26 protein-coding genes are annotated in these 25,263 nt (G+C 66.6%); 18 read left to right on the top strand and 8 right to left on the bottom strand.

Annotation, left to right across the window (positions count from 1 at the left end; genetic code table 11):
* Positions 1 to 39: 39 nt before the first annotated feature.
* The 4 genes from IE92_RS0112795 to metX form a co-directional block, all read right to left on the bottom strand.
* Positions 40 to 690 carry a response regulator transcription factor gene (locus tag IE92_RS0112795; protein ID WP_030148896.1) on the bottom strand — a complete coding sequence of 217 codons (651 nt, stop codon included), beginning with the start codon at positions 688 to 690 and terminating at the stop codon, positions 40 to 42.
* A complete protein-coding gene (locus IE92_RS0112790; protein WP_030148895.1) occupies positions 680 to 1,858 on the bottom strand; it encodes a hypothetical protein in 1,179 nt (392 codons plus the stop codon). The genes IE92_RS0112795 and IE92_RS0112790 overlap by 11 nt, the downstream gene beginning before the upstream one ends.
* Before the next feature lie 64 nt (positions 1,859 to 1,922).
* Positions 1,923 to 3,188 carry a sensor histidine kinase gene (locus IE92_RS0112785; RefSeq protein WP_051701932.1) on the bottom strand — a complete coding sequence of 422 codons (1,266 nt, stop codon included), beginning with the start codon at positions 3,186 to 3,188 and terminating at the stop codon, positions 1,923 to 1,925.
* Positions 3,189 to 3,198: 10 nt separating this feature from the next.
* A complete protein-coding gene (gene metX / locus IE92_RS0112780; RefSeq protein ID WP_030148893.1) occupies positions 3,199 to 4,410 on the bottom strand; it encodes a homoserine O-acetyltransferase MetX in 1,212 nt (403 codons plus the stop codon).
* A 173-nt stretch (positions 4,411 to 4,583) separates the two neighbouring features.
* Between metX and IE92_RS0112775 the strand changes: the two genes are divergently transcribed.
* Positions 4,584 to 5,453 (top strand): hypothetical protein, encoded by an 870-nt coding sequence (locus IE92_RS0112775; RefSeq protein ID WP_030149852.1) that lies wholly within the window; start codon positions 4,584 to 4,586, stop codon positions 5,451 to 5,453.
* A 111-nt stretch (positions 5,454 to 5,564) separates the two neighbouring features.
* On the opposite strand, the gene IE92_RS0112770 is transcribed toward IE92_RS0112775, so the two are convergent.
* Entirely contained in the window at positions 5,565 to 6,893 is a 1,329-nt protein-coding gene (locus IE92_RS0112770) for a bifunctional o-acetylhomoserine/o-acetylserine sulfhydrylase (RefSeq protein WP_030148891.1), read from the bottom strand.
* Positions 6,894 to 7,186: 293 nt separating this feature from the next.
* Between IE92_RS0112770 and IE92_RS0112765 the strand changes: the two genes are divergently transcribed.
* Positions 7,187 to 7,963, top strand: coding sequence for an SDR family oxidoreductase (locus tag IE92_RS0112765; protein WP_030148890.1), 777 nt, complete (start codon positions 7,187 to 7,189; stop codon positions 7,961 to 7,963).
* 97 nt (positions 7,964 to 8,060) lie between these two features.
* On the opposite strand, the gene IE92_RS0112760 is transcribed toward IE92_RS0112765, so the two are convergent.
* Positions 8,061 to 9,068: a LacI family DNA-binding transcriptional regulator gene (locus IE92_RS0112760; RefSeq protein ID WP_030148889.1), complete on the bottom strand. Its 1,008-nt coding sequence runs from the start codon at positions 9,066 to 9,068 to the stop codon at positions 8,061 to 8,063.
* A gap of 195 nt (positions 9,069 to 9,263) precedes the next feature.
* Here IE92_RS0112760 and IE92_RS0112755 point away from each other — a divergent pair, with 195 nt between their 5' ends.
* From IE92_RS0112755 to IE92_RS0112740, 4 genes are read left to right on the top strand one after another with little or no spacing between them, the layout of a single operon-like run.
* On the top strand, positions 9,264 to 10,553 hold the full coding sequence (locus IE92_RS0112755) for a sugar ABC transporter substrate-binding protein (protein WP_030148888.1): 1,290 nt from the start codon (positions 9,264 to 9,266) through the stop codon (positions 10,551 to 10,553).
* Positions 10,550 to 11,500 carry a carbohydrate ABC transporter permease gene (locus IE92_RS0112750; protein ID WP_051701931.1) on the top strand — a complete coding sequence of 317 codons (951 nt, stop codon included), beginning with the start codon at positions 10,550 to 10,552 and terminating at the stop codon, positions 11,498 to 11,500. Before IE92_RS0112755 ends, IE92_RS0112750 begins: the two co-directional genes overlap by 4 nt.
* Complete coding sequence (locus IE92_RS0112745; RefSeq protein ID WP_051701930.1) at positions 11,497 to 12,354, top strand: carbohydrate ABC transporter permease; 858 nt, start codon at positions 11,497 to 11,499, stop codon at positions 12,352 to 12,354. The genes IE92_RS0112750 and IE92_RS0112745 overlap by 4 nt, the downstream gene beginning before the upstream one ends.
* A 43-nt stretch (positions 12,355 to 12,397) precedes the next feature.
* Positions 12,398 to 13,291, top strand: coding sequence for a nucleoside hydrolase (locus IE92_RS0112740; protein WP_051701929.1), 894 nt, complete (start codon positions 12,398 to 12,400; stop codon positions 13,289 to 13,291).
* 51 nt (positions 13,292 to 13,342) lie between these two features.
* Here IE92_RS0112740 and IE92_RS0112735 read toward each other — a convergent pair whose 3' ends face one another.
* On the bottom strand, positions 13,343 to 14,866 hold the full coding sequence (locus IE92_RS0112735) for an MFS transporter (RefSeq protein ID WP_081864144.1): 1,524 nt from the start codon (positions 14,864 to 14,866) through the stop codon (positions 13,343 to 13,345).
* Between the two features lie 141 nt (positions 14,867 to 15,007).
* On the opposite strand from IE92_RS0112735, the gene IE92_RS17420 reads away from it, so the two are divergent.
* From IE92_RS17420 to IE92_RS0112715, 4 genes are all read left to right on the top strand, one after another.
* A complete protein-coding gene (locus tag IE92_RS17420; protein ID WP_051701928.1) occupies positions 15,008 to 15,733 on the top strand; it encodes a type 1 glutamine amidotransferase family protein in 726 nt (241 codons plus the stop codon).
* 2 nt (positions 15,734 to 15,735) lie between these two features.
* Complete coding sequence (locus IE92_RS0112725; protein WP_081864120.1) at positions 15,736 to 16,473, top strand: uracil-DNA glycosylase; 738 nt, start codon at positions 15,736 to 15,738, stop codon at positions 16,471 to 16,473.
* Between the two features lie 9 nt (positions 16,474 to 16,482).
* Complete coding sequence (locus tag IE92_RS0112720; protein ID WP_043322161.1) at positions 16,483 to 17,034, top strand: GNAT family N-acetyltransferase; 552 nt, start codon at positions 16,483 to 16,485, stop codon at positions 17,032 to 17,034.
* Between the two features lie 253 nt (positions 17,035 to 17,287).
* A complete protein-coding gene (locus IE92_RS0112715) occupies positions 17,288 to 18,415 on the top strand; it encodes an AI-2E family transporter (protein WP_030148880.1) in 1,128 nt (375 codons plus the stop codon).
* A gap of 277 nt (positions 18,416 to 18,692) precedes the next feature.
* Here the strand turns inward: IE92_RS0112715 and IE92_RS0112705 are convergent, their stop codons facing one another.
* Complete coding sequence (locus tag IE92_RS0112705; protein WP_030148878.1) at positions 18,693 to 19,304, bottom strand: TetR/AcrR family transcriptional regulator C-terminal domain-containing protein; 612 nt, start codon at positions 19,302 to 19,304, stop codon at positions 18,693 to 18,695.
* Positions 19,305 to 19,385: 81 nt separating this feature from the next.
* Between IE92_RS0112705 and IE92_RS0112700 the strand changes: the two genes are divergently transcribed.
* The 8 genes from IE92_RS0112700 to IE92_RS18565 all read left to right on the top strand — a co-directional run bounded on the left by IE92_RS0112700 (position 19,386) and on the right by IE92_RS18565 (position 25,257).
* Positions 19,386 to 20,024, top strand: a complete 639-nt coding sequence (locus IE92_RS0112700) for a biotin transporter BioY (RefSeq protein ID WP_051701926.1) — start codon at positions 19,386 to 19,388, stop codon at positions 20,022 to 20,024.
* A 3-nt stretch (positions 20,025 to 20,027) separates the two neighbouring features.
* Positions 20,028 to 20,714, top strand: a complete 687-nt coding sequence (locus tag IE92_RS0112695) for an energy-coupling factor ABC transporter ATP-binding protein (RefSeq protein ID WP_030148876.1) — start codon at positions 20,028 to 20,030, stop codon at positions 20,712 to 20,714.
* The gene (locus tag IE92_RS0112690; RefSeq protein WP_030148875.1) at positions 20,711 to 21,310 is read left to right on the top strand and encodes an energy-coupling factor transporter transmembrane component T family protein; all 600 of its coding nucleotides are present in this window, start codon (positions 20,711 to 20,713) and stop codon (positions 21,308 to 21,310) included. The genes IE92_RS0112695 and IE92_RS0112690 overlap by 4 nt, the downstream gene beginning before the upstream one ends.
* A gap of 152 nt (positions 21,311 to 21,462) precedes the next feature.
* Positions 21,463 to 21,786 carry a lactococcin 972 family bacteriocin gene (locus IE92_RS19175; protein WP_081864119.1) on the top strand — a complete coding sequence of 108 codons (324 nt, stop codon included), beginning with the start codon at positions 21,463 to 21,465 and terminating at the stop codon, positions 21,784 to 21,786.
* Positions 21,787 to 21,803: 17 nt separating this feature from the next.
* Positions 21,804 to 22,379, top strand: a complete 576-nt coding sequence (locus tag IE92_RS0112685; RefSeq protein WP_030148874.1) for a hypothetical protein — start codon at positions 21,804 to 21,806, stop codon at positions 22,377 to 22,379.
* A gap of 66 nt (positions 22,380 to 22,445) precedes the next feature.
* Entirely contained in the window at positions 22,446 to 23,549 is a 1,104-nt protein-coding gene (locus IE92_RS0112680) for a hypothetical protein (protein ID WP_156027549.1), read from the top strand.
* Positions 23,537 to 24,178: an ABC transporter ATP-binding protein gene (locus IE92_RS0112675; protein ID WP_051701925.1), complete on the top strand. Its 642-nt coding sequence runs from the start codon at positions 23,537 to 23,539 to the stop codon at positions 24,176 to 24,178. The genes IE92_RS0112680 and IE92_RS0112675 overlap by 13 nt, the downstream gene beginning before the upstream one ends.
* Positions 24,179 to 24,180: 2 nt before the next feature.
* Complete coding sequence (locus IE92_RS18565) at positions 24,181 to 25,257, top strand: hypothetical protein (protein ID WP_030148871.1); 1,077 nt, start codon at positions 24,181 to 24,183, stop codon at positions 25,255 to 25,257.
* The last annotated feature ends 6 nt before the right edge of the window (positions 25,258 to 25,263 follow it).

Genomic DNA, 25,263 nt, shown 5'->3' with positions numbered 1-25,263 from the left:
CAAAATGGCCCCGTCCACGGACGGGGCCATTTTTGTGTCCTAGTCGACGATGATGCCGTCGATGATTGCGCGCTTGCGCAGCGCCACCTTCGTGCCCACATCGTGGCCGGCACCGCGGTACTTCTCGCGGATGCGCTTGAGGTAGCTCTTGGCGGTCTCCTCGGAGATGCTCAGCTCGAAGGCGACGGACTTAACCGGCTCGCCGGAGGCGTACAGCGCCATCACGCGGCGCTCCTGTGCGCTGAGCTTGGGGGCACCACCCTGGGCGGTGTTGTTCAGGGCACCCTCGAGCTCGGCGGACACGAAGTTTTCGCCGCGGTTGGCCGCGCGGATCGCCTCGACGATCATCGTCGCGTCCTCGCTCTTGGCCAGGTAACCCATGGCACCGGCGGCGAGGGCCTCGCGCACCACGGCGGGCTCCGAGTAGGTGCTCATCAGCACGGTGCGGACACCGGTGGTGTTGAGGGTCGCGATCTTCAGCGAGATCGGGATGTTGTCCTTGAGGTCCAGGTCCAGCAGGACCACGTCAACCGGGAATTCGGGGTGACCCAGCAGGTCGGGCCAGGTGGCCACGGCGGCCACCGGGACGATGTCTTCGGCGGCGGCGCGAATCCACTCGGTCAGGGCCGATAAGAGCATCCGGTGATCGTCAATGATCGCCAACCGAATGTGAGCGTCTTCACGGCTCATAGCTTCCTCTCGTCGTCCCCAAGACAGGGTGTGCCACCCGCACGGATATCTGGACTCCCGTAACGGTATTGCTAACACCATAGCGTCCGACACGGTCCAAACCGGGCCACGTCGCCGGTTCAATTTCCAAACGTGTCAATCCATCCACAACAATAATGATTACAAACGTGATCTGCGGCTCGTCGGGTGCCCCGTCGCGGAACTCGATCGTGGCCCGTGGATCGGTGTCACCATCGGTCACGGCCAGCAACCAGAGCGCCGACAGCAGCCCGTCGCGCTGTTCTCGATTGAGCTTGGCGGCCAAACGTTGCGGATCGATAACGTTTAGGCGACCGGCCAGAACTGCCGACTCGGAGATCGCATGGGCGAGCCAGGTTTGCTGGTGTCCGGCGATGAGGTGGGCCCGCAGCTCGGTGGCCAATTCTCCCGCGCGCTTGGCATGTTCGGGATCAAGCGGGAGGGTCAGCGTGCCATCGGCGATCCGCGCAAACATCTCCTCGACCTCGCGGTCCAGCGCGGTCAGCCCGGCCGAGGTACCCGAGCCGGGGCCGTAGGTGGGCAGCTCGATCGTGGCCTGCAGGAGCACCCGGTCCAGGGCCTGGGTCACCATCCGGCGATACGTCCCCACGATGGTGATGGCGATGGCCAGTGGGACCAGCGCAAACACCATCATCACGCCCTCGGGTGGGCTGCGGTGGGGTTCATAGGCGGTTTGGACGATCAGCAAAAACGCGAATCCCGCGGTGAGTAGCGCCCCGGGCAGAATCATCTCGCCGGTGGGACGCAGCGTGGTCATCGCCACCAGCACCCCACCCACGGCCACCGCTGCGGTGGGGTAGACGGGGTTTTCGGCGATGTCCCACACCCCGGCGAAGTCCAGGGTGGCCGCGGTTAGCAGCAGCGTGACGATGACGCGGAAGGCCACCGGCCCCAACCGGGCCGAGGTTTTGCGCAGGTGTAGCACGGTGCCCACCACCACGCAGCCCAGCAGGATCCAGGCGAAGCGGGTGGGCAGGGACACCATATACCGCGACCAGTATTCGATCAGACGGAGGTAGGAAACCGCGACCACGATCGTCCCGGCAAGGGCCAGGCCGGTCCCCAGGTGCACGGTGCTGAGGCGCGCGGTTGAGCGCGGCGCGCGGGGGTGATTCTCACGCTGATTCATCGCGAAACCCCCGGCGTGGTGGTGTTGCCGTGCGTGTTGTGGCGGCTGCGCTGGTGGCACAGTTTCATCGCGGGACCTCCAGCATGATGGTGGTGCCAGCTCCCGGTGCGCTGAACACGCGGGCCGTCCCACCCACCTCGCCCACTCGACCGATGATCGATTCGGACATGCCCAGCCGGTTCGGATCCCGCTCGGCGTTGGGGTCAAATCCGACGCCGCTGTCGGTGACCACCGCCCGCACCACGGTATCGGTCTCGCTCAGGGTCACATCGGCGGCGGACACCCCCGCATGACGGCGCACGTTTTCCAGTGCCTCGGCCAGCGCCAGCAGGATCGCCTGGCCGCTGTGGGTGTAGGCGGAGATGCTCGCGCTGCCGTGGATGGCCACGGTGAGCCCGGCGCGCTCGAAGCGTTCGCGCATCAGCTTGAGTTCATAGTCGGGGACGGAGGTTTCGGTGGTGGTCAGCAGATAGTCGCCCGAGGCCTGCGGGTGCACCTCCTCGCCGGTGCGCAGCCTCTCCAGCAGCTTGCCGTCCGAGGCCGCCTGGGCACGCAGGGCGTTTTCATCCACGCCGCGTCCCGAGTGCGCGAGCAGGGTGAGCGTGGCCAGGACCGTGTCGTGCAACAGCCGGGCATCGCGGTGACGCTGGGCCTCCCGCTCGCTGCCCTGACGCTCGGCCAGGTAGGCCCCGCCGATGCCCGAGATGCGGCGCATGATGCGTGGGAAGGTCTGATTGAGCCAGATGCCGAAGGCTAGCGATACCGCCCAGGATCCCAGGACCAGCACGAGCGGCGCAAACACGCTGGTTTGCATCGCGTGCAGGGCGATCATCAGGTGGACCAGCGTTCCGGCGAACAGTCCGGCGAGGATCAGGGTTTCCCCGCGGGTGGATACCAGGATCGTGGCCACCGACCCCAGCCCCCATCCGGCAATGGCGATCACCGCGGTGATGGTTGCCACCGCGGATTTTCCCGCCGGATCATTCCACAGCACGAGCATCACCGCCTGCCCCAGCCCATAGGCGGTGAGCACCCGGAACATGCTGGGACGCCCGGCGAGCATGACGTGCGCGGCGAGGTGCATCAGGATCAGCGACAGGGTGATCCCGAGCCCGGTGGTGGTCATCGCGCCGGGGGCAAACACCGCGAGCAGCACGGTGAGCTCGGCGGCGATCGCGAAGGACAGGGTGGTGCCCGAGAGCAGGCGGGCTCGCTGCCAGAGGAAGCGTGAGTGGTCCGCCTCGCTCAGCCCCAGGGCGGGGGAGCGGCGCGGTGCCCGTCCCAGATGCCGACCGGGCAGCTCGGGGGTGGTCGCGTCCTCGGGGTCCATACCTGGCAGTTTAGGGCTCCGTGGATAACAGACGTGTGATGGCCGCGCCCACCGCGGGAAACTCGATCAGGAAGCCGTCGTGGCCGTAGATCGAGTTGATCACCGTGGCGGTATCCCCATCCAGCGCCCGCGGTACCCCGGCGGCAATCCGGTGCTGGGTTTCCACCGGGAACAGCCGGTCCGAGTCGATGCCCAGAACCAGCGTGGGCGCGGTGACTCGCGCCAGCGCCGCCTCCACGCCGCCGCGGTCCCGGCCCACGTCGTGGGAGTTCATCGCCTGGAGCAGGGTCAGGTAGGAGTTGGCGTCGAATCGGCGGGTGAATTTATTGCCGTGGAAATCCAGGTAGGACTCCAGTGCGAAGCGGCCGCCATCGCCCAGCGGGCTGATCGAGGACTGCCAGATGCGGTCGAAGCGCGCGTTGAGCTCGTCCGGGGCGCGATAGCTGAGCATCGCGATGCGCCGGGCCAGCGCGAGGCCCGCGTGCGGACCCTCGCCATCATCGGCATCGTAGTAGCGGCCCTGCGCCCAGCCCGGATCCATCGTGATCGCCTGCAGCTGGGTGAGGTTTGAGCCGATCTGGTCGGCGCTGATCGCCGCGGGCGCCGCGAGCACTGCGAGTCGGGCCACGCGTTCGGGATGGGTGACACCCCACTCGATCGCGTGCATCCCGCCCATCGAACCACCGATCACCGCGTTCCAGCGATCGATGCCCAGGTGGTCGGCGAGCAGCGCCTGCGCGCGCACCTGATCGCGCACGGTCAGATAGGGGAAGCGCTCGCCCCACTCGCGTCCGTCGGGGGCGAAGGAGGCGGGACCGGTGGACCCCTGGCAGCCGCCGAGGATATTGGGCACCACCACGTGATAGCGGTCGGTGTCGATGGCGAGGCCCGGACCCACCAGCTCCGACCACCAGCCGGCGGTGTAGTGGCCGGGGCCGGCCTCGCCGCGCACGTGGCTGTCGCCGGTGAAGGCGTGGATAATCAGGATCGCGTTATCGCGCTCGGGGGAGAGCTCCCCAAAGGTTTCGTAGGCGATGCGCACAAACGGCAGCCGTCCGCCGCGCTCGGGCTCGAAGGCTCCGAGGCCCGCGAACTGACGGTTGCCGGGCTTATCCCCGTCACGCCACGCCCCCGTTGCCGGGGGCTTCCCCATGAGCGCCCGTGCCAGATCCTCGGTGATCATACTCGAGGGCACGGATTCTTCGGGTGTCTGCCAGTCCATGCCCCCATTGTGGCCGCTTCCCCCACTCAATGCGACATTGTGACGACGCATCCCGGCGGAACTGAGAAAATAACCGGACGTGCCCGGGGGATATGACGCACCGACCAGCGGTCAGAACTGGGCGTTCCCTCCGCGCGCACGACCGATTGTGCAACCGGGGCTAGACTAAGCGCATGCAGCAGCCCCGATTCCTTCGTCGACTGATGGATCCCACCTCGCCCCAGCACGCGCTCGCGGCGGCCGGAATTCTTGGTGCCCTGACCCTGATCGACCCGGCCAAGCGCTCCCCAGCAGGCCGACTTGCCCTTCGCGCCGGACTCGGCGTCACCACCGGTGTGCTCACCTGGGTGAGCCTCGGCCGTGAAGACGGCCTCGCCCGTAACCCGCTGGCCCGGCTCGGCGTCTCCGTCGGTGCCGCCGGCGCCACCATGGCCTTCGCCGAGGTCGGCGAAAGAATGGACGCCGCGCTCATGCGCACGCTGGTGACCCGTCGGGTGCGCAATCCGCGCCTCCTGCTGGCGGGTGCCACCGGTGCCCTCTCGCTCGCGGCCAGCGCCGTGGACATGCGCGACACCATGACCATCACCGCGCACGACGAGCACCCCGAACACACGGTGGAACTTGAGGCCGGTGCCTACGATGTGATCGCCGGCATGCTGGAGTTCACCGCCGACCACTCCTCCAAGTCCCTGCGTTCCCAGCTCACCGTGGCCCGCGAAACCATCCCGCTGCTCGGCGTGGATGGCGGGGACACCGTCATCCTGAGCGTGGACGAGAGCGCCCCGCGCGCGGTCCCGCACACCTTCGTGTTCCCGGTCAAGGCGCGCTTCCGCTCCTTCGGGATCCCGGTGGAGGCGAGCCTGGAGATCGAGGACGGCCGCATGCGCCGCCTGGTCACCGAGCTGATCGATGACCCCAACGGCATGCACGAGGAGCCGATGCTGGGTGAGCCCGAGTGGCCCGCCCGTGCCGACATCTCCTTCGTGCTGGACTCGGCCGAGCCCGCACCGGCGCCGCTGACCCCAGCACCGAGCCACGCCTAGCCCGCACGAGTCTTCGAAACCCAGCCGGTCCCGGGACCGAGCCGCGCCCAGTTTCCCGCAAGACAAAACCGGCCGGATGCATCAGCATCCGGCCGGTTTCGTGTGTGCGGACTAGGCGCGCGAGAGCACCAGCGCGCGAGCCGCGGCCAGACCCACCTCGAGGTCGGCCTTGATGTCCTCGATGTTTTCCAGGCCGAGCGAGAGACGCACGAGACCCGGGGTCACCCCGGCGGCGAGCTGAGCCTCGGGGCTCAGCTGGGCGTGGGTGGTCGAGGCCGGGTGGATCACCAGCGAGCGCACGTCACCGATGTTGGCGAGGTGCGAGAACAGCGAGAGGTTGTCCACGAGTGCACGACCCGCGTCCACGCCGCCCTTGAGCTCGAAGGAGAGCACCGCGCCGACGCCCTTGGGTGCGTAGCGATTGGCCGAGGAGTACCAGGGGCTCGAGGGCAGACCCGAGTAGTTGACCGAGGCCACATCCGGGTTGTTCTCCAGCCACTCGGCGATCTGCTGGGCGTTGGATACGTGGCGCTCGATGCGCAGCGAGAGGGTCTCGATGCCCTGTAGCAGCTGCCAGGCGCTGTTCGGCGAGATCGCCGCACCGATGTCGCGCAGCAGCTGCACGCGGGCCTTGATGATGTAGGCGACCGCGTCGCCCACGGCCTCCGAGTAGGTGATGCCGTGGTAGGACTCATCCGGGGTGGTCAGGCCGGGGAAGCGCTCGGCGTTCTTTGACCACTCGAAGCGGCCGCCGTCGATGATCGCGCCACCCACGACGGTCCCGTGACCGCCGAGGAACTTGGTGGCCGAGTGCACCACGATGTCCGCGCCGTGCTCGAAGGGACGGATCAGGTACGGGGTCGCGATGGTGTTGTCTACGACCAGCGGGACGCCGGCGGCGTGGGCGATGTCCGAGACGCCGCGGATGTCGAGCACGTTGATCTGCGGGTTACCGATGGTCTCGGCAAACAGCAGCTTGGTGTTCGGGCGGATGGCGCGGCGCCACTCCTCGGGGTCGTCCTGGTTGATCACGAAGGTGGTCTCGATGCCGAGCTTCGCCAGGGTGTACTTGAAGAGGTTGAAGGTTCCGCCGTAGATGGAGGAGGAGGACACGATGTGGTCGCCGGCCTGGGCAATGTTGAGGACCGCGTTGGTGGTGGCGGCCTGACCCGAGGCGACCAGCAGCGCACCCGATCCACCCTCGAGGGCGGCGAGACGCTGCTCAACCACGTCCTGGGTGGGGTTCTGGATTCGGGTGTAGATGTTGCCCGGCTCGGCCAGGCTGAACAGGTTCTGTGCGTGCTGGGCATCGCGGAACACGTAGCTGGTGGTCTGGTAGATGGGGGTGGCGCGGGCACCGGTTACCGGATCGGGGGCGGCACCGGCGTGGATCTGCTTGGTCTCAAACCGCCAGTTGGCGGCGTTTGCTGCATCGGTCATGGTTGTCCTCACGGGTCGGAAACTGTGGCGATCGGGCTGATCGAAAAAGTAGAAGTGGGTTGAGGGTAAACCGAACCCGCCGCCCGAGGGAACCCCCGACCGACACACGACGTCATGCGCGGTGACTGGGGGACACGGTACCCGCATCCGGAGATTGTGTCGGGGACGCGGGAGCGGGGTGATTCGCCCACCGAAACACTATCGTGTGTGGGGATTTCCCGGGGGTATGTTCGGCGGATTCGGGCATCCTTGCAGGATCGGTGTTTTGGCCCCGGCGGGCGTACTCTATTCTCATGACTTCACAGCGCGTAGTGGTAACCGGAGCAAGCTCGGGAATCGGGGCGGCAACCGTCGCCCTGTTCCGTGAAAAGGGATACGAGGTACTCGGGGTAGCCCGCCGTGCCGATAAGCTCACCGAGCTGGCCAAGCGCACCGGGGCCGACGTATTTGCGGCCGACCTCACCTCCGAGGACGATGTGGCGGCGCTCGCCGAATACGTGCGCTCAAACGGCGGCGTGCAGATCCTGATCAACAACGCCGGCGGCGCGTTTGGTCTGGCCAGCGTCGAGGAGTCCTCGGTCGAAGACTGGCAGAAGATGTTCGAGATCAACGTGCTGGGCACCAAGCGGGTCATCTCGGCCCTGCTGCCGAACATGCGCCGCAGCACCGCCGCCGGCGAAACCGCATCGATTGTGGGGGTGACCTCGACTGCCGGACACACCGCCTATGAGGGTGGGGGCGGCTACAACGCGGCCAAATTTGCCGAGCGTGCACTGCTGAACGTGCTGCGCCTGGAGCTCTCCGGCGAGCCGATCCGGGTGATCGAGATCGCCCCGGGCATGGTCCACACCGAGGAGTTCTCCCTGGTGCGCTTCGGCGGCGACCAGGCCCGCGCCGACGCCGTCTATGCCGAGGTGCCCAACCCACTGAGCGCCGAGGATATCGCCGAGGCCATCGTGCACGCGGTCGAACTGCCCGGCCACGTCAACATCGATCACCTCACGGTTAAGCCCGTCGCCCAGGCGGCCCTGCATAAGGTCGCCAAGGGCGAGCTGAAAATGAAGCGCTAGTTTCGGGATTTCCCGCGGGCCCGTCGAGGAATCGGCGGGCCCGCGGCGTTTTCCTGGGGAATCGTGCCCAGGTCATCCGCCCGGCCGGAGCCTCGGGCTAGCCCGGCTCGCAGCCGCAGGAGGAGCGCCGGGTGAGCGTATAGGCAAACAGCTCGTGGACCGGGGCATCGGGGACGTAGCGGACCAGGAGCTCGATGGCCCGGTTGGAAATCTGCCGGATCGGCTGGGCGATCGTGGTGAGCGGGGGCACCGCAAACTCGGTCTGCTCGGTGCCATCGAAGCCGACGATCGCCAGGTCCTCGGGCACCCGCAGCCCGTTGACGTGTGCCGCGTAGAGCACCCCGAAGGCTTGCTCATCGGTGGTTGAGTAGATCGCGCGCGGACGGTCTGGCGAGGCCAACCAGGCGGTCGCGATCCGGGCCGCGGCGGCGCGGGAGATCTCGGCCGGACGCTCCTCGGCGCGCACGGTGACGCCCGGATTGCGCTCGGCATGCCGGGCCAGCGCGGCCTCAAAGCCCGCGCGGTGCTGCCGGGCCCCGGCGGTTTCGCCCAGCCCGTTGAGCATGCCGATGCTGTCATAGCCGTGGTCTAGCAGGTGGGCGGTGGCGTCCCGGGCGGCGGCCTCGTAGTCGATGGTGAGCGAGCTGACCCCGTGTACGTGATCGATCGGGTGCAGCACCAGAACCGGGACATTCTCGCGGCGGAATGCGCTGAGATCGGGGTTGTCGAAGAGCGAGACCAGGATCACCCCGTCGACCCGGCGGCCAAGGAAGGACGCGCAGTGCCGGGTCTCCTGCTCGGGGTTTCCGGCGGAGTCGGCGATGATCAACAGGTGGTTGTGGGCGAGGGCAGCATCCTCCAGGGCCCGCGCCAGCTCGCCAAAATAGGGGTTGGCGATGTTGGGTACGATCAGGCCGATCGAGGAGGTCTTGCCGGCGCTGAGTGCGCGGGCCAGCGCATTGGGCTGGTAGTTCAGCTCCGCCGCCGCGGCGAGCACCCGTTCGCGGGTCTCCGGCGAGACGTTGCGCGGGCCGTTGTTAAACACGTAGGAGACGACCGCGGTGGAGGTTCCCGCGAGCTGCGCTACGTCCCTGCCTGTGGCCACGGGGCACCCCTGTTTCTACTCGGTTAGATATCACGATCCTAGCGTGGCCGATGCCGAGAGTCGGGATCCGCTTGCATGCGCGTCGCCTGCGCGGTAGGGTCATCTAACCGCTTAGTCTATGCGGTTAGATCCGGTGGTGTGGATGATCCCCCCTGACGTCCACACCACCCTCACTCTTGTGAAAGGACTCCTCCCATGAGGCGTGTCTCCCTCGCGCTGGTAGCCCTGTCGGCCACCGCGGCGCTCGCACTCTCCGGCTGCTCGGCCAGCTCGAGTGACCCCGGTTCCGCGGATGGTTCCGTGGTGAAGCTCCTCGGTGCCGAGGACCCGGCCACCTTCGCCCCGGTCATCTCCGCCTTCGAGGCCGAGAACAAGGGCACCACCGTGAAGTACACCCAGGTGCCCTTCGACCAGCTCTCCAGCACGCTGCAGCAGCGTCTGGCCGCCAAGGACAAGGACATCGACGTCTACACGGTTGATCAGCCCAACGTCTCCCAGCTCGCCGCGCAGGGATTCCTTGAGGACCTCAGCGACCTGAAGGATCAGGCGAAGAAGGCCACAACCCCCGAGCAGTACTCGGTCAACGTGTATCAGGATAAGCTCTGGGCGCTCTCGGTCTGGAACTCGACCCAGATGATGTTTGTGAACAACGACGCCCTGGCCAAGGCGGGCATCGCCGCCCCCACCGCCAACCCGGCCGAGCGCTGGACCTGGGAGCAGACGGTGGACGCCGGCAAGGCCGCGCAGGCCGCCGGCAGCAAGTGGGGCCTGCTGTTCGAGCAGGTCGAGGGGTACTACCAGCTGCAGCCCCTCGCCGAATCCCTCGGTGGTGGCTCGGGCATCACCGGTAAGGACATGCTGACCGCCGATGTGACCAACCCCGGCTGGACCAAGGCCATGCAGTGGTACGCCGACCTCTACTCCAACAACGTTTCCCCGCGCGGGGTGGGTGGATTCCAGACCAGCCCGGTCTTCGCCGACGGAGACGTGCCCTTCTTTATCGGTGGGCCGTGGGACGTGGGCAAGTTTGCCGAGAACGCCAAGTTCAACTGGAGCGTCGTCCCGATGCCCGCGTTTGCCGGCGGAAAGGCCGTGACCCCCAACGGCTCCTGGTCCTGGGGCATCAACCCGGCCTCGGACCACAAGGATGCCGCCAAGAAGTTCCTCGAGTTCGCCGCACTGAACCCCGCCGGTAACCTCGCCACCACCGAGAAGACCACGATCATCCCCGCCAACACCGAAGCTCAGGCCAAGTACCTGCCGACCCTCGAGGCCCTCGGCGGTACCCACAGCGCCGGGGTCGCCGATCTGATCACCGAGGAGATCAAGACCACCGCCGTCCCACGTCCGGTTTCGGTGGGCTATGTGCAGTTCGAGTCGATGATGAACAAGGCCTTCGCCGACATTCGTAACGGCTCCCCGGTGGAGGCACGCCTCAAGGACGCCCAGTCCCAGATCGAAGCCGCCTGGAAAAAGTTGCGATGACCGCACCCGGCGCACGCATTCAGCGCCCGCGCGCCGCGTCCCCCCTCCCCGGGACGCGGCGCCCGCGCCGGCGCTCCCGCCTGGTCTGGCGGCCCACGCTGGTCGCGCTGGCGTTCCTCTCGCCCGCGCTGATCGGCCTGGTGCTGCTGCGCCTCGCCCCCGCGGTGGTCGCGTTCTGGCAGAGCCTGCAGGGTGGTGGCATTCTCTCCGGGGGTGAGCACTTCGTGGGCCTCGACAACTATGTCGAGCTGTTCTCGAGCGCCGACTTCATCGGCTCGCTGCTGGTGACCCTGCTCTTTACGGTGATCATCAACCCGGTGCAGGTCGCGATCGCATTCCTGCTCGCGGTGCTCTACACCCGGCGGGCGGCGGGATCGGGATTCTGGCGCTCGCTGGTGATCCTGCCGATCGCCGTTCCGCCCGCGGTATCCGCGGTCATCTGGAGCGTGATCTACCGTCCCGACGGCCTGGGCAACGCGTTTTTGGGGATGCTGGGCCTGCCCGCGCAGCCCTTCCTCACCTCGCCCACCCAGTCGCTCACCGCGATCATGGTGCTGCTCAGCTGGGTCGGGGTGGGCTACTGGATGCTGTTCCTGATTGCCGGCATCAACGATGTCCCCACCGAGCTGTATGAGGCCGCCTCCCTGGATGGGGCGAGTGCCTGGCGTCAGCTGTGGACGATCACCTTCCCGCTGGTGCGCCGCCCGCTGGCCTTTGTGCTGGTGGCCGATACGGTGTCCAACTTCCTGGTGTTCGCGCCGGTTCAGATTTTGACCAAGGGGGGCCCGGAGGGATCAACAAACCTGCTCATGCACGATATTTTCAACCGCGCCTATACGCTCGGGGACCTCAACACGGCCCAGGCCGAGGTCATCATTCTGGTACTGCTGACCCTGGCGATTGTCGCGGTCCAGTTCCGCCTGCTCAAGAGTGAGGACGCCGCATGAGTGTGACCGTGACCCGGCGTCCGCGCCGACTGCGCACCGGCTACCTGCTGCTCTCGCTGGTGGGGGCTCTGATCGGGCTGGCCTTCCTGCTGCCGCTGTGGTGGACGCTGGTGAACTCGCTGCGTCCGGGCAGTGACACCTTCGCCTTCCTCAACCCGCTGAGCTGGCAGACCTTCTTCACGCTGAGCCCGAACCTCGACAACTACGTCACGCTGCTGAGCGGGGACCTGGGCCGGGCAATCGGCAACTCGCTGTTTATCAGCGTGGTCACGGTCGTGGCGGGTCTGCTGATCTGCGCGATGGCGGCCTTCGGTCTCTCGGCCATTCCGTTCCGCGGACGCGGGGCGATCTTTGGCATCGTGATCCTCTCCTTCCTCATCCCGTTTGACGCAATCGCGATTCCGCTCGCGGACATGTTCCGCGACTGGAACCTGCAAAACACGTTCATCGGCTTGATCCTCCCGGGGATCGGCAACGGCATGGCGATCTTCCTGATCCGCACGTTCTTCCTGGCGATCCCCACCGAGCTGGTCGAGGCCGCGCGCCTGGACGGCCTGGGCTGGTGGGGCGTGTTCCGCCGGATCTACCTGCCGCTCTCCCGGCCGGCCCTGATCGGCGCCGGGCTGACCCTGTTCCTCTTCCAGTGGCAGGCGTACATGTGGCCGCTGCTGATGGGCACCGATCAGAACCACATCGTGGGTCCGGTCGCGCTGTCCAACCTGCAGGGCCAGTTCAACGTGGACTACGGCGTGATGTTTGCAGCCTCGGTCATCCTGACCCTCATCCCGCTGCTGATCATCATGATCTGCCAGCGCTATTTCATTCAGTCGGTGAGCACGTCCGGGCTCAAGTAGCCCGCGTGCCCGACACCCGCTTCAACCCAGAAGGAACCCCTTCATGACCTCGCTTCACCACGTCATCCTCGACACCGATATCGGCTCCGATGTTGATGACGCCCTGGCCCTCTCCCAGCTGCTGGGCACCTCCAACGTGACCCTGCTGGGTGTGACCACCGTCTACGGCGACACCCTGCTGCGTGGACGCCTCGCAAGGCGTCTGGCCGGTATGGCCGGCCGTGACATCCCCGTGTACTCGGGGCTGCGCGAAACCATGTCCGGCCGCGAGGTGTGGTGGCCCGGACACGAGGGCAGCCTGCACCCGAACCTCGAGCGCGAGAGCGTGCACGAGGGCGAGGCGATCCGCTTCCTGGTGGACACCGTGACCGCGCGTCCGGGCGAGATCGACGTGATCGCGATTGGACCGCTGACCAACATTGCCGCGGCGATCCAGGCCCACCCGGACTTCGCCTCCTCGGTGCGTCACCTGTGGATCATGGGTGGTGCGTTCACCAGCACCGAACCCGAGCACAACTTCCGCAGCGACATCACCGCCACCAACATCGTGTTTGGTGCCGGGATCCCCACCACCGTGACCGGGCTGGAGGTGACCCGAAAGATCGAGATCCGTGCCGACCAGCTGGAGGAGATCGGCCGCTCGGGTGAGCTCGGTGCCGCGCTGCGCGCCGACGTGCAGCAGTGGTGGGACTACTGGAACGAGACCTGGAACGTGCCGCACGACCCGGTGACCGTGCTCACGATGACCCGTCCCGACCTGTTTGGATTCTCCCCGCAGGGCCGGGTCGAGATGATCGAGGGTGGCAAGGAGGACGGCCGCAGCCTGTTCCACCTCGACGCCGCAGGAACCGTCCGGGTAGCCACCGATGTGGACGGCGTGGCCGTGGGCGAGGAGATCGTCACCGCGATCGGCATCGCCGGCGCCGCCAAGGGCTAATAACGAACAACGGCCCTCCCCGAGTGGGGGAGGGCCGTTGCCGTGTTCGGGCTAGCGGGCGTCGACGGGGGAGTCCCCGAGCGGGTTGCCCTCGGGGGCATCATCGTCCGGTGCACCGCCCTCCGGCGCGTCCGAGAACGACAGCTTGGGCACAAACAGCAGCAGCACCACGGCCACCGCAGCCGAGAGGCCACACACGGCCCAGACGGTCATGTATCCGGCCAGCGAGGAGGCACCGGCGGTCACCGTGGTGGCCGCGCCGCCGATCAGCACGATGCCGAAGATCGCCGAGGAGAACGAGCCTCCGATGGTCTTGGACGTGCTGGTCAGCGCCGAGGCGATGCCGGTGCGGCCCGGGGGAGCGGCGGCGGCCGCGGCGGCGGGCAGCGCACCCACCAGGGCACCCGATCCGACCCCGGCGATCATCATGCACATCACCACCTCCCACACCTCGAGATGGAAGGGGATCAGCAGCAGATAACCGGCGGCCACCGAGATCGCCGAGGCGATCAGCGCGATTCGCGGGGTCGCCCGCTTGGAGACGATCGGGAACAGGATCGCGCCGATGATCATCGAAATCAGATAGGCACCGATCAGGAGCGAGAGCTGTCCGGCCGGCAGCCCCAGCCCGTAGCCGTTTTCGCGCGGGGTGCCCGCATAGGTGCTCAGCGGCACCTGCGCGCCCAGCACGCTGATGCCCACCAGACCCGCGGTGAGCTGCACCGGCCACATCCGCGACTGACGCATCAGGCGCAGGTCGATCGCCGGGTCCTTCTGCCTGAGCTCATAGCGGCCAAACGGCCAGAACCCGATGATGCCCAGTGCGATCGGGATCCATACCCACCAGGTCTCCACGCCGTTCAGGCGCAGCAGCGAGAGTCCGCCGGTGATCAGCGCGATGTTGATGCTCAGCAGCACAAAACCGGTCAGATCCAGCGTGCGCTTCTCGGGCAGCGGCTCGGACTCCCGCACCCCAAACAGAATGACAAAAAAGACCAGGGTGACCGCGATCGCCGGGATCGCCAGGGTCGTCGGAACGTCCCCACCCAGCGCCTCAAAGATGCGCCCGCCACCGAGTGCCCCGAGGATCGCACCGAGCTCCAGCGCCACCACGAGCAGGCCCGCCGCGCGTCGGGTATCCCCGGCGGCGCTGCCGGTGCGGCGTCCACGGTCAAAGATCAGCGCGATTTCCAGCGGCAGCCACACCGAGAAGAACCCCTGGATCGCCCAGGCCCCCAGGAACACCCAGAACGAGTCGGCGGCCACCAGCGCCCAGCTGCCGATTGCCGTAAATACGGTCGCCACCAGCAGGATGCGTTTATGCCCGTACATGTCGCCGAGCTTGGCCATGATCGGCACCACGATCGCGGTGAGCAGCAGCTGTGAGGCCTCAAACCAGTTGAAGTCGGCGTCGTGAATGCCCAGGTGCTTCACGATGTCGGGAACCAGGGGAATGTAGTAGCCCTGGATGATGCCGCTGCAGATTTCCACCAGCACCAAAAACCCGATCAGCGAGGCCGTGACGCCCAGCGCCCGGCCTCCCGTTCGAGGAAAACGTCCCTGTAATTCGGCCATGACGAAATAGTAGGGGTAAAGTCGAGGGTTCATGCCGCGGCATGCCCAATCGAGTCCTCGGATTTCGGCGGGCGGGAGCTACGGTTGAACAGGCGGGATGCGACCCATCCGGCAAACCTCAATCTTCGGGAGAAACAAACAATGGGAATCTATCTGACCGGTGGGCTTCGCGTACCGGCGGCTGGAACCGCCGCCGCGGCCGGAAGCCTGTGTGCGGAGCTGTGGGGCCGATTCATCGCCGACGTGCGGAGCCAGGCCGGGGAAGACACCCGCATCGTGGTGCTCGCGGTGGGGGACACCGCGGCCACCCAGGCGCGTGAGCTGGTCGAGGCCGCTCACCGTGAGGGGGATGCCCGCTTCAGCGTGGTCACCACCTCCGACACCTTTGACCTGCAGGCCATCGCGTTTGCCAGCGCCATCGTGGTGGTGGATGGCGAGCCCGAGGCCGTGCGTGCGGCCCTGGCCCCGATCGACGGGGAGATCCGTCGTCGTGTGGCCGCCGACACCCCCTACCTGGGCATCGGAGCGGGCGCGATCGTGGCCGCCGAGAAGGCCCTGATTGGCGGCTGGCGGATCGGCGGAGTGCCGGTGAGCCCCGAGGAGTACGGCTTCGGCCTGGACGAGGTGACCGTGGCCCAGGGTCTCGGTCTGCTCGATCTCAGCGTCGTGACCGCCCCCGCCGCGACCGGCAGCCTCGGCCGTCTGGTCGCCGCAACCGAGGGCGCGCTGGTGCCCGGCGGTATCGGAATCGACACCGAGACCGCGCTAATCATCGCCGACGGCCGCCTCGAGGTTGTGGGCAAGGGCAGCCTGTGGCAGGTCATCGGTTCCGAGCACGGCGTCACGGTCTCGACCCGCGGCGCGTAAGCGTGAGCCTCCCTGCAACGCCCGCCTCTGCGGACGGGCACGGGTTGCTGCCGGCAACGCTTACTTCCGCGGCCGAGCGCGGGCTGCTGCACCCCGAGTGGGCTGCGGCGCTCGCGCCGGCCGCGGAGGCGTATGCGCGGGCGGTCGCCAGCCTGGCGGACGAGCCGGACTTTCTGCCCGCGTCCGATCTGGTGCTGCGGGCGTTTGCCCATCCGCCCGCGCACACCCGGGTGCTGATCGTCGGGCAGGATCCCTATCCGACCCCGGGACACCCGGTGGGCCTGGCCTTCTCGGCCGATCCCGCGGTGCGTCCGATCCCGCGCAGCGTGGCCAACCTGTTCAAGGAGTTGCACACCGACTTAGGGCTCACCCCGCCCGCCTCCGCCGACCTCTCGGCCTGGGCCGAGCGCGGCGTGCTGCTGCTCAACCGGGTGCTGACCGTGGCGCCGGGACGGGCAGGCTCCCACCGCCGTCGCGGCTGGGAGGAGTTCACCGACCGGGCGATCGCGGTCCTGGCCGCGCTCCCGCAGCCCCCGGTGGCGATCCTCTGGGGCAACGACGCGCGCACCCTGGCTCCCGCACTGACCGGGACCACGGTGATCGAGGGTGTGCACCCGAGCCCGCTATCGGCCTCCCGCGGCTTTTTTGGGTCCCGGCCGTTCTCGGCGGCGAATGCGGCGCTGATCGCGGCGGGACAAGAACCCGTGGACTGGTCGCTCCCCGAGGACACCCTGTTCTAGAATTTCCCCATGATCTCGCTTCGTCCAGTTCGCGCGGAGGATGCCCCCGGCATCGCCGCGATCTACGACCACTATGTGGCCACCACCACGATCACCTTTGACGAGGTGCCGCGTCCCGTCGCCGACTGGGAGGCGCGGATCGCGCGAGCGGATGCGGCCGGGCTGCCGTTCCTGGTCGCGGTCGAGACCGGGGGAGCGGCCGGTTCCGCCGACACCACCGCGGGGAGCCGGGAAACGGTGCTCGGCTACGCCGTCGCCAACCCGTGGAGCGATAAGTCTGCCTTCCGCTATACCGTCGAGCACTCGATCTATCTCGACCCGGCCGCCGCCGGACAGGGGCTCGGGTCGCTGCTCCTCGGCGCGCTGCTGGACGCCGCGTCCGCCGCCGGTCTGCGCCAGATGATCGCCGTGATCACCGACGAGGGTACCGACGCCTCCCTGGCTCTGCACCGCCGATTCGGCTTCACCGATGCCGGTGCGCTGGCCCGGGTTGGGTATAAGTTTGATCGCTGGGTCGGGGTGCGCTTCTTCCAGCGCGAGATCCCGCAGCCCGGGGCATAGCCACCGGTTGGCAGCTGCGCCGCGTCTCGGCCTCGCCGCGGTGCCGACCGTGTGGTGCCTGATCGCGGCCTCGTCGCCCGGCGGATCGCAGCTTCCGGGCCCCCGCGGGCCGCGTGATCGCGCGGGGCGTAACCGGAAACGCGCCCGGCGGATCCTTGCTTCCCGGACGCAGACGTGACAGCCTGACGTGACAGCCCGGGCATCCAGATCGTGATGGGTGTGGATGCCGCAGCCGATCGAACGGAGCACCCGTATGCCCCTGTTTTCCCGTCGCCGGTCCTCGCAGGCCGCCCCGATTCCGAAAAAGCCCACGCTGTGGACCGATGGATTTGGCCGGGTCGCGACGCGCAGCCTGCAGGTCCTGGTCGTGCTCGCGCTTGTTGCGGCGGTGCTGTATCTGGTGTCCCAGGTCAGCGTGATCCTGATCGCGGTGATCCTGGCGCTCATCCTCTCGGCGGCGATCTCGCCGTTTGTCTCCTGGATGCGGCGCCGCGGCGTGCACACGATGCTGGCGACCTGGATCTCGCTGCTGGCCATCGTGGTCATCCTCGGCACCGTGGTGTGGCTGATCGTCTGGGCCGTGCAGAGCCAGTGGGACGACCTGGCCGATTCCGCCTCCGACGGGCTGAGCACGCTCCAGGGCTACCTCAAGGATCTGCCCTTCACCATCTCCGATGATCAGCTGGATGATTTCAAGGACTCGATCACAGGCTTCCTCACCAGCGCGCAGTTCGGCAACGGTGCCCTGGCCGGGGTTTCGGCGGCCACCAGCTTCTTCACCGGGCTGGTGCTGATGATCGTGGTGCTGTTCTTCTTCCTCAAGGACGGCCCGAAGATCTGGGAGTTCCTGCTGCGTCCCTTCACCGGCACCGGCTATGAGCGTGCGCGCCGAGTCGGCGACAAAACCGTGAGCGTGCTGGGCGGCTACTTCCGCGGGACCGCCGCGGTGGCCGCCGTGGACGCGATCGGGATCGGGATCGGTCTGGCCATCGTGGGCGTTCCGCTCGCGCTACCGCTGGCCGTGGTGGTGTTCATCATGGCGTTTATCCCGATCGTGGGTGCAACCCTGGCCGGTGCCGTGGCCGCGCTGGTGGCCCTGGTGGCCAACGGACCCGTGGCCGCGATCATCGTGATCGGTATCGTGGTCCTGGTCAACCAGCTTGAGGGGAACTTCCTGCAGCCGGTCCTGATGGCCCGCTCGCTCAAGCTGCACGCCCTGGTCGTGCTGCTCGCCCTGACCGCCGGCACGCTGATTGCCGGGATTATCGGCGCGGTCCTGGCCGTGCCGATCGCCGCGGTTGCCTGGGGCATCATCTCGGTCTGGAACGGGGAAAACACCCCCGCCATCCCGGCCCAGCAAAAACGCCCCGAAGAGGTTTAGCGAAGGGCGGAGGCGGTGGAAACCGAATTTACGCCCGGCGTTCAGTCTTCGTTGCTACGGTTCGTGCAATCGCACACGATCGAGGACGGGGCATCGCAATGAGTGGAACCGACTATGACGAGCTGGCCCGGGTCCTCAGCGACTCTTCCGTTCCGGTTACGTCGGCGGGACGTGTGCTCACGGGAGATGCCGCTGCAAAGGCCGGATTCAAATTCTTGTTGGCCGAGTATCGCACCGTTGACGCGATTAACGAAGCGATCAGGCGCGGACGTGCAAGCTAGCCTCGCGCCGCGAGGCCGCCGAGGATCAGGTCCACGCCGAAGATGAACTCGGCGCTTTCGGCCTCGGCATCCGTCACCGCAGTGGTGGTGGATGCCGTGGTTTTCGGGGCGACCGCACCGAGCGAACCCGCCTGGGCGCGCTGCTGTTCGTGGGAGACCTGACCGAGGATGAAGTGCAGCAGCACCCCGGAGACCCGCGCCGCGGTTTCCGGGTCGGTGCCCGCATCCACCAGGGCCGCAGTCAGGTCGATGCCCGGTGCCTCGGCACCCAGACCGAGGGCGAGCGTGCTGGCGACCACCTCGGCACCGTCGCGGTAGGCGAGCAGGCGCTCGCGCAGGGCCAGACAGCGGGCGCGCACCCGATCGGTGCCGGGGGAGGCTTCGGAATCGGGCACGTCGACGATCAGATCCGCCAGGTGCGCCAGCAGGCTCTGCTTATTTTCATAGTGCCAGTACAGGGCGCTGGGCTGCACGTCGAGGGACTGTGCCAGGCGGCGCATCGTGAGGTCGGCAAGGCCGAAGGAGTTCAGGATATCCAGGGCCGCATCGGCCACGTCCTCCCGGGAGTGACGGGTCGGCGCGGACCGGGGGTTGCGTGAACTCGTCATGGTCATACTATACTCAGTGAACACCACATGAACAGTGTTCAGGAGAACACCGTTCAGGCACTCCCCGTCGGAAGGATCCCCATGACCACCCGTACCTCGTTTGGTGGCGCAGACCTCGCCCGCATCGCCGTCTTTGCCGCGCTGATCGCGGTCCTCGGCATGCCCCCGGCCATTGCCGCATTTGGCGGAGCCGTCCCGATCACCGCGCAGACCCTCGGTGTGATGCTCGCCGGCACCATCCTCGGTCCCTGGCGTGGCGCGGCCGCCGTGCTGGTGCTGGAGCTGCTGGCCTTTGCCGGTCTTCCGGTTCTCGCCGGCGGCCGCGGCGGCGCCGGTGTCTTTGTGGGCCCGAGCGTGGGCTACCTGATCGGCTGGATCGCCGGGGTCATCGTGATCGGCCTGATCGTGCGGGCGGACCGCCGTCGTCCCACGATCCTGCGCACCTCGATCGGCGTGGTCCTCGGCGGCATCGTCACGATCTACGCGTTCGGCATCCCCTTCCAGGCGGGCATCACCGGCCTGGGCTTCGGGCCGACCTTCCTCTCCAGCCTGCTCTTTCTCCCCGGCGACCTGATCAAGGCCGTGATCGCCGTCGCGCTGACCCTCGCCCTCTGGCGTGCCTACCCGCGCGCGTTTGGGCAGACCTCGCGCCGTCCGCAGGCATCGTCGGATACAGTTACCTCCGTGAACGAATCCGCCCCCACCACCCCGCAGGCCTAGCACGTGGCGGGCACCATCGCCTTTGACCGGGTCGGCGTGCGCTTCGGCGAGCACAACGCGCTGAGTGATGTGACGATCACGCTGACCCAGGCGCGGATCGGCGTCATCGGGCTCAACGGCTCGGGCAAGTCCACCTTCGCCCGAATGCTCAACGCGCTGGTGCTGCCCGGTGCCGGGGAGGTGCGGGTGCACGGGATCGACCCGAGCGCCGAGGCCGCCCGGGTGCGCCGGATCGCCGGGTTCGTGTTTGCCAACCCGGATGCGCAGATCATCATGCCCACCGTGGCCGAGGACGTGGCCTTTTCGCTGCGCGGTCGCGGGGTTCCCCAGGCCGAAATCGCCGCGCGGGTGACCGCCGAGCTTGAGGTATTTGGGCTGAGCGCGCTGGCGGATGCCCCGGCCCACGAGCTCTCGGGCGGGCAGAAGCAGCTGCTGGCGCTGTGTGCGGTGCTGATCACCCGGCCCGAGCTGGTCATCGCCGATGAACCCACCGCGCTGCTGGACGCTCGTAACCGTCGCCTGATCATCGACCACCTCTTCTCCGAGCGGGTGCCCCAGCTGGTTCTGGTCACTCACGACCTGGACCTCGCCGCGCGCTGCGATGTGGTGCTGCGCTTCGAGGACGGACGCCTGCTTGAGCACGGCGATCCGGCCGAGATCATCGCCCGCTATTCCGAGGCCTACGCGTGATCTCCCTCTATCGCCCGGGCACCAGCCCGCTGCACCGGATGCCCGCGGGGCGTAAGCTTCTGCTGATCGGTGTGCTGGTCCTGGCCATCTCGATCTATCCCCACACGCTGTGGACCCTCGGCATCGCGGTGGCCGTCGTGGTGGCCGGATATCTGATCGCCGGGCAGGGAATCTCCGGACTCTGGCGTCAGGTGCGGATGGTGTGGATGCTGATCGTCTTCACCGGGGTGTTTCAGCTGATTTTTGTGCCCTGGCCGGCGGCGACGATCACCACCACCCGGATCCTGCTGGTGATCCTCTGCGCGGCCCTGATCAGCCTGACCACCCAGACCTCGGCGATGCTCGACGCGATCGAGCGCGGCCTCACCCCGCTGTCGCGGATCGGGGTACGGGCCGATCGGATCGCGCTGCTGCTCGCGCTGACCATCACCGTGATCCCGGTGATCCTGGGCTTTGCCCGCGACATCATCACCGCCCACCGTGCCCGCGGGGTGCGCCCGGGCCCGCGCACGTTTGTGGTGCCGCTGCTGGTCCACACGATGCGCTTCGCCGACGAGCTGGGCGAGGCGCTGGTGGCCCGGGGCCTGCGCTCCTAGCGTGTGCGTCAATCCCCCGCACAGGCCACACCTGGGAACCGAATCTAGATGCCACTTCCCACCCCCGAAACAGGGTCTGGGAATGAGACGCCCCTATCGATATGTTTATCACTTGGCCGAACGGTCATGGTTGTATCAGACATGGGGGATAAATGTTTGGAAAATTGAAAGCACGACGCTCAATCGTCGCTGGAGCGGTATGTGCATTGGCGCTCGCCATTGTGCCCGCCTCTCAGGTGCAGGCAGTCGAGGCTGGCGGGGGAACCTGGGACTATGGTGTGCGATCCGGGGGAATTTACGGCAGCGGCGGGGAGGTCTTTTCTATCTACAACCACAGTCAGAAATCCCACCGCGCTACGGCCTGCAACGCGCAGAGCTGCGAGAAAACAGGCTGGCACGCGCCCCGGGCTACTGCCACCGCCATTAAGCGGCCGATGAGTTTTAGCGGAAACAAGAGCTATTGGGACGTCAAGTAGTGCGAATCGGTGTCGTAATGCTTGCTCTCATTCCGTTGGCGTTGACGCTGACGGCATGCGCCGAGCAGGGAACCTCACCCGTCACGGGTGAGGTTCCCGCCTTTACCGGCCCATGGGCCGAAGAATTTGCCCGGTCATATCGAGACGCACCGGATGATCGGATCAGAGAGATCCTTCGCGATGGGGTGATTACCGATGCCGAACACGCCGAGGTTGAGCAGACCTACCGTTCTTGTGCTGCCGAGCGCGGTGTGCACATTAGCGACGTGCGGTTTGACGGCAGTAGCAATTACGAGTGGGACAGCAGCATAACCGTGGACCAGGCTCATACCTTCGAAACCGAGTGCTCAATCTCCTCCGGGGATGCCAGTGTGAGTAGCCTCTGGTATGCAATGCGTCGAAACCCCGATCGGGCGGACGAAAACGAAATTGTCCTCGCCTGTGTAAAGCGTGTCGGCGCGTTGGATGACAACTTCACGCTTGAACACTGGAACGCGTCCTCCTACGAGGAGAAGCTGCAGGCCCTGGACGGGGCTGACGATTCCGCCGAGGTGTTTGATTCCTGCCGTATTGACCCGTTCGGAGCGAAATAGGTGAAATCGGCTATGCAGCCTGCGTTTTCACGGGGTCGGGTATTTCTTACCATCGGCCTCGGCATAATGGTATTTTCCCTCGGCGCGGGAACCGCATTTCTTGTGCTGACCCCGGCCACCCCGGCGGCCGTGAAACCTGCCGATCCGGTTAAGGAAATCGCAGTAACCGAGCGCCTCGTCGATGACCGCCGCCCGGTTACCCTGGTCGCGGATACGGGACCGGTCACGCCGATCTCTTCACCACGTGAGGGGCTGGTCACGTCGCTGGAGTGCGCACCCGGATCAACCATCGAATCGGGGTCGTCGGTGCTGAGCGTCGAGGGGGAACCCGCCGTTGCCCTGGCCACGTCCGTTCCGATGTGGCGCGACCTTGGCATCGGAGACTCGGGCGAGGACGTGCGCGCCCTCGCCACGGAGCTGACCCGGTTGGGGTATCTCGCCGGGGGCGAGCAACGACTCGACCGAGACACCCTCAACGCGGTGAATCGGCTGCTGACGGATCGAGGTGCTCGGGCGGCCCGCGAGCCCGTCGCCTCATCTGCCCGCATCCTAAAAGACACGTTCATGTGGATTCCAGCCGTGCGAACGGTGGTGGCCTCCTGTGCAACCTCAATTGGGCAGCGGGTGAGTGTTGAGAGCACGGTTCTGTCGGCTCAGGGAACGCTTGCCACGGCACATGTTCGTGCGGTGAGCGGCACGATCGTCCCGGGGGCTCGAACCGTGGTCGTGGGAGAGGATACTTTCGACCTGGACTCCGAGGGGCGAATTCTCGATCGATCCGAGTTGGATCGGCTCGCCCAAACCCGAATCTACCGGCAGAGTCTGGGGGGAGATACTCCCGGAGAACTGCCCGCGGCCAGCAAGCTGGCGGAACCGATGACAGCATTTGCGGTGCCAGCATCGGCCCTTTTTGCGTCGGCCGCGCCCGAACCGGCCGGGGCCGAACAGACTCAGAGCGGGGGCGCATCCAGCGAGATGGGTGGGGGAGAACCCGCTGGGGAGGATGTTTCGGGGGCCCAGCGCCCCTCGTGCGTGGTCGTTGATGGTCGTGTGGAATCCATTCGAGTCATCGGTTCTCAGCTGGGCCAGACATTCGTGCTTTTCTCCGACAACGTGAAACCGCAACGCGTAAGTGTGCACCCTGCTGCGGACCTAAAATGTCCACGTTAGCGGTGTCGGACACTTTGATTGCGCGCGATTTGGGACATCGATTTGACGCCGAGAATTGGTTGTTTCGTGGGGTCAACCTCGATCTCAGTCCCGGTCGTGTCTATGCACTCACGGGTCCATCGGGTTCGGGGAAGAGCACATTTCTGAGCATTCTCGCAGGCTGGCGCACACCCACCGAGGGAACGTTCATCGCTCCCGCTGCCGAGCGGGTTAACTGGGTGTTTCAAAACCCTCATGGCACTTCCCGACGCACGGCGCTTGACCATGTTGCTCTCTCGTTTCTTGCGCGGGGGCTTACCCCGGAACGTGCGGATGCCCATGCTCAGGATCTCCTTGCGAGGTTTGGGCTCCAGCATCGAGCGCAAACTCAGTTCAGACACCTGTCCGGCGGAGAAGGGCAGCGGCTCATGCTCGCGCGCGGACTTGCCGCGATGCCAGCCCTGCTCCTGGTGGACGAACCAACCGCACAGCTGGATCCGGTATCCGCGGCATCGGTTAATGCGGTCCTCGCCGAACTTGCGCATGCAGACGTGACGGTTGTGGTGGCCACCCACGATCCGGATACTCGCGATGCCTGTGATGAGCACATCGATCTCGGTAAGCGAGCCCAGGACGGTGGCGGACGATGAGAATGCACGCGCTCGTCCGGGAAATCTGGCGTAACGCGGTTTCAGGTACCGCTCGCACGGGCACCGTTTTCCTGATCGCTGCGGTTTTGTTGCTGGCAACCCTCGGTGCAGAACTGAGTGGCGTGCGGGGCATCTTGGAGCGTGTCGCCGAATTTCGTGATTCAGGGGCGACCACGCTGGTGATTGCGGCACCGGTCGCGATCGACGGACAGGCCTGTGATGTCATCGCGGAGCTCCCCGGGGTGGTTGCAGCCGGAGCACGTCGAAAAGCAGCTGTACCCTTGCTGGCTCGGGCTCTTCCCGGGGCACCCATTGCCAATTTTGAAGTCACCAGCGGTTTCCTACGAGTCTTGGAGCCCTCACGCGGTTTGGGACGAGGCCAGACCCACGGTGTTTTCCTCGCCGAATCCGCCGCAGGCCCCTTGGGGCTCTCACCGGGAAAGTGGATGGACACCGATTCCGGGATGATTCTGGTGCGTGATGTATTTCGATATCCTGCCGATGGTCGGCGTGGGGAAATGGAATACTCGGGACTGAGTGTCTCGGCGGCCACCGGGAGATTCGATGAGTGCTGGGCAACCGCGTGGCCGGTTCAACCCGAACTGAGCTCGATGCTATATACAAGCGTTCTGCCACGAATCGCGAGCGCAGGCGAACCGCCCCGGGTCGAGCAGCTGAACTCGCGGCTGGGGGCCGAATCGCCTGCGCCCGAGCTGTTTGACCAGCGCATTACCCGGTGGGCCTGGGCCGTGGCGTTGATCGGGGCCGCGGGGATCTCCTGGTTCCTGATTCGATTGCGCCGGGTCGAGCTGGCGGCCGCGTTGCATGCCCGAGTTACCCGGCGCGACCTGCGCATGATCCTGCTCGGGGAAACCCTCCTGTGGACAATACCGCTGGCACTGATCGGTATGGCGACGACCAGCGGCTGGGCAGGGCTCAGTTCAGTTGAGCCCGCAATCGCACTACTTCTCGGTGGAAGGATCGTGTGCGCGCTGGTATTTGGTGCCTTCGTAGGGGTCCTGGCGGCATTTGCCAGCATTCGAGAGCGGCACCTCTATCGGTATTTCGCCGAGCGGTAGAGCAAC

It is taken from the genome of Mycetocola saprophilus (assembly GCF_000718085.1).
GTDB classification, from domain to species: domain Bacteria; phylum Actinomycetota; class Actinomycetes; order Actinomycetales; family Microbacteriaceae; genus Mycetocola; species Mycetocola saprophilus.
This window is presented reverse-complemented; position numbering and strand designations above follow the sequence as displayed.

Bases quoted from the DNA above. Each gene is read 5' to 3' on its own strand.
- IE92_RS0112795 (WP_030148896.1), bottom strand. From the start codon at position 690: ATGAGCCGTGAAGACGCTCACATTCGGTTGGCGATCATTGACGATCAC.
- IE92_RS0112790 (WP_030148895.1), bottom strand. From the start codon at position 1,858: ATGAATCAGCGTGAGAATCACCCCCGCGCGCCGCGCTCAACCGCGCGC.
- IE92_RS0112785 (WP_051701932.1), bottom strand. From the start codon at position 3,188: ATGGACCCCGAGGACGCGACCACCCCCGAGCTGCCCGGTCGGCATCTG.
- metX (WP_030148893.1), bottom strand. From the start codon at position 4,410: ATGGACTGGCAGACACCCGAAGAATCCGTGCCCTCGAGTATGATCACC.
- IE92_RS0112775 (WP_030149852.1), top strand. From the start codon at position 4,584: ATGCAGCAGCCCCGATTCCTTCGTCGACTGATGGATCCCACCTCGCCC.
- IE92_RS0112770 (WP_030148891.1), bottom strand. From the start codon at position 6,893: ATGACCGATGCAGCAAACGCCGCCAACTGGCGGTTTGAGACCAAGCAG.
- IE92_RS0112765 (WP_030148890.1), top strand. From the start codon at position 7,187: ATGACTTCACAGCGCGTAGTGGTAACCGGAGCAAGCTCGGGAATCGGG.
- IE92_RS0112755 (WP_030148888.1), top strand. From the start codon at position 9,264: ATGAGGCGTGTCTCCCTCGCGCTGGTAGCCCTGTCGGCCACCGCGGCG.
- IE92_RS0112750 (WP_051701931.1), top strand. From the start codon at position 10,550: ATGACCGCACCCGGCGCACGCATTCAGCGCCCGCGCGCCGCGTCCCCC.
- IE92_RS0112745 (WP_051701930.1), top strand. From the start codon at position 11,497: ATGAGTGTGACCGTGACCCGGCGTCCGCGCCGACTGCGCACCGGCTAC.
- IE92_RS0112740 (WP_051701929.1), top strand. From the start codon at position 12,398: ATGACCTCGCTTCACCACGTCATCCTCGACACCGATATCGGCTCCGAT.
- IE92_RS0112735 (WP_081864144.1), bottom strand. From the start codon at position 14,866: ATGGCCGAATTACAGGGACGTTTTCCTCGAACGGGAGGCCGGGCGCTG.
- IE92_RS17420 (WP_051701928.1), top strand. From the start codon at position 15,008: ATGGGAATCTATCTGACCGGTGGGCTTCGCGTACCGGCGGCTGGAACC.
- IE92_RS0112720 (WP_043322161.1), top strand. From the start codon at position 16,483: ATGATCTCGCTTCGTCCAGTTCGCGCGGAGGATGCCCCCGGCATCGCC.
- IE92_RS0112715 (WP_030148880.1), top strand. From the start codon at position 17,288: ATGCCCCTGTTTTCCCGTCGCCGGTCCTCGCAGGCCGCCCCGATTCCG.
- IE92_RS0112705 (WP_030148878.1), bottom strand. From the start codon at position 19,304: ATGACGAGTTCACGCAACCCCCGGTCCGCGCCGACCCGTCACTCCCGG.
- IE92_RS0112700 (WP_051701926.1), top strand. From the start codon at position 19,386: ATGACCACCCGTACCTCGTTTGGTGGCGCAGACCTCGCCCGCATCGCC.
- IE92_RS19175 (WP_081864119.1), top strand. From the start codon at position 21,463: ATGTTTGGAAAATTGAAAGCACGACGCTCAATCGTCGCTGGAGCGGTA.
- IE92_RS0112685 (WP_030148874.1), top strand. From the start codon at position 21,804: ATGCTTGCTCTCATTCCGTTGGCGTTGACGCTGACGGCATGCGCCGAG.
- IE92_RS0112680 (WP_156027549.1), top strand. From the start codon at position 22,446: ATGGTATTTTCCCTCGGCGCGGGAACCGCATTTCTTGTGCTGACCCCG.
- IE92_RS0112675 (WP_051701925.1), top strand. From the start codon at position 23,537: ATGTCCACGTTAGCGGTGTCGGACACTTTGATTGCGCGCGATTTGGGA.
- IE92_RS18565 (WP_030148871.1), top strand. From the start codon at position 24,181: ATGCACGCGCTCGTCCGGGAAATCTGGCGTAACGCGGTTTCAGGTACC.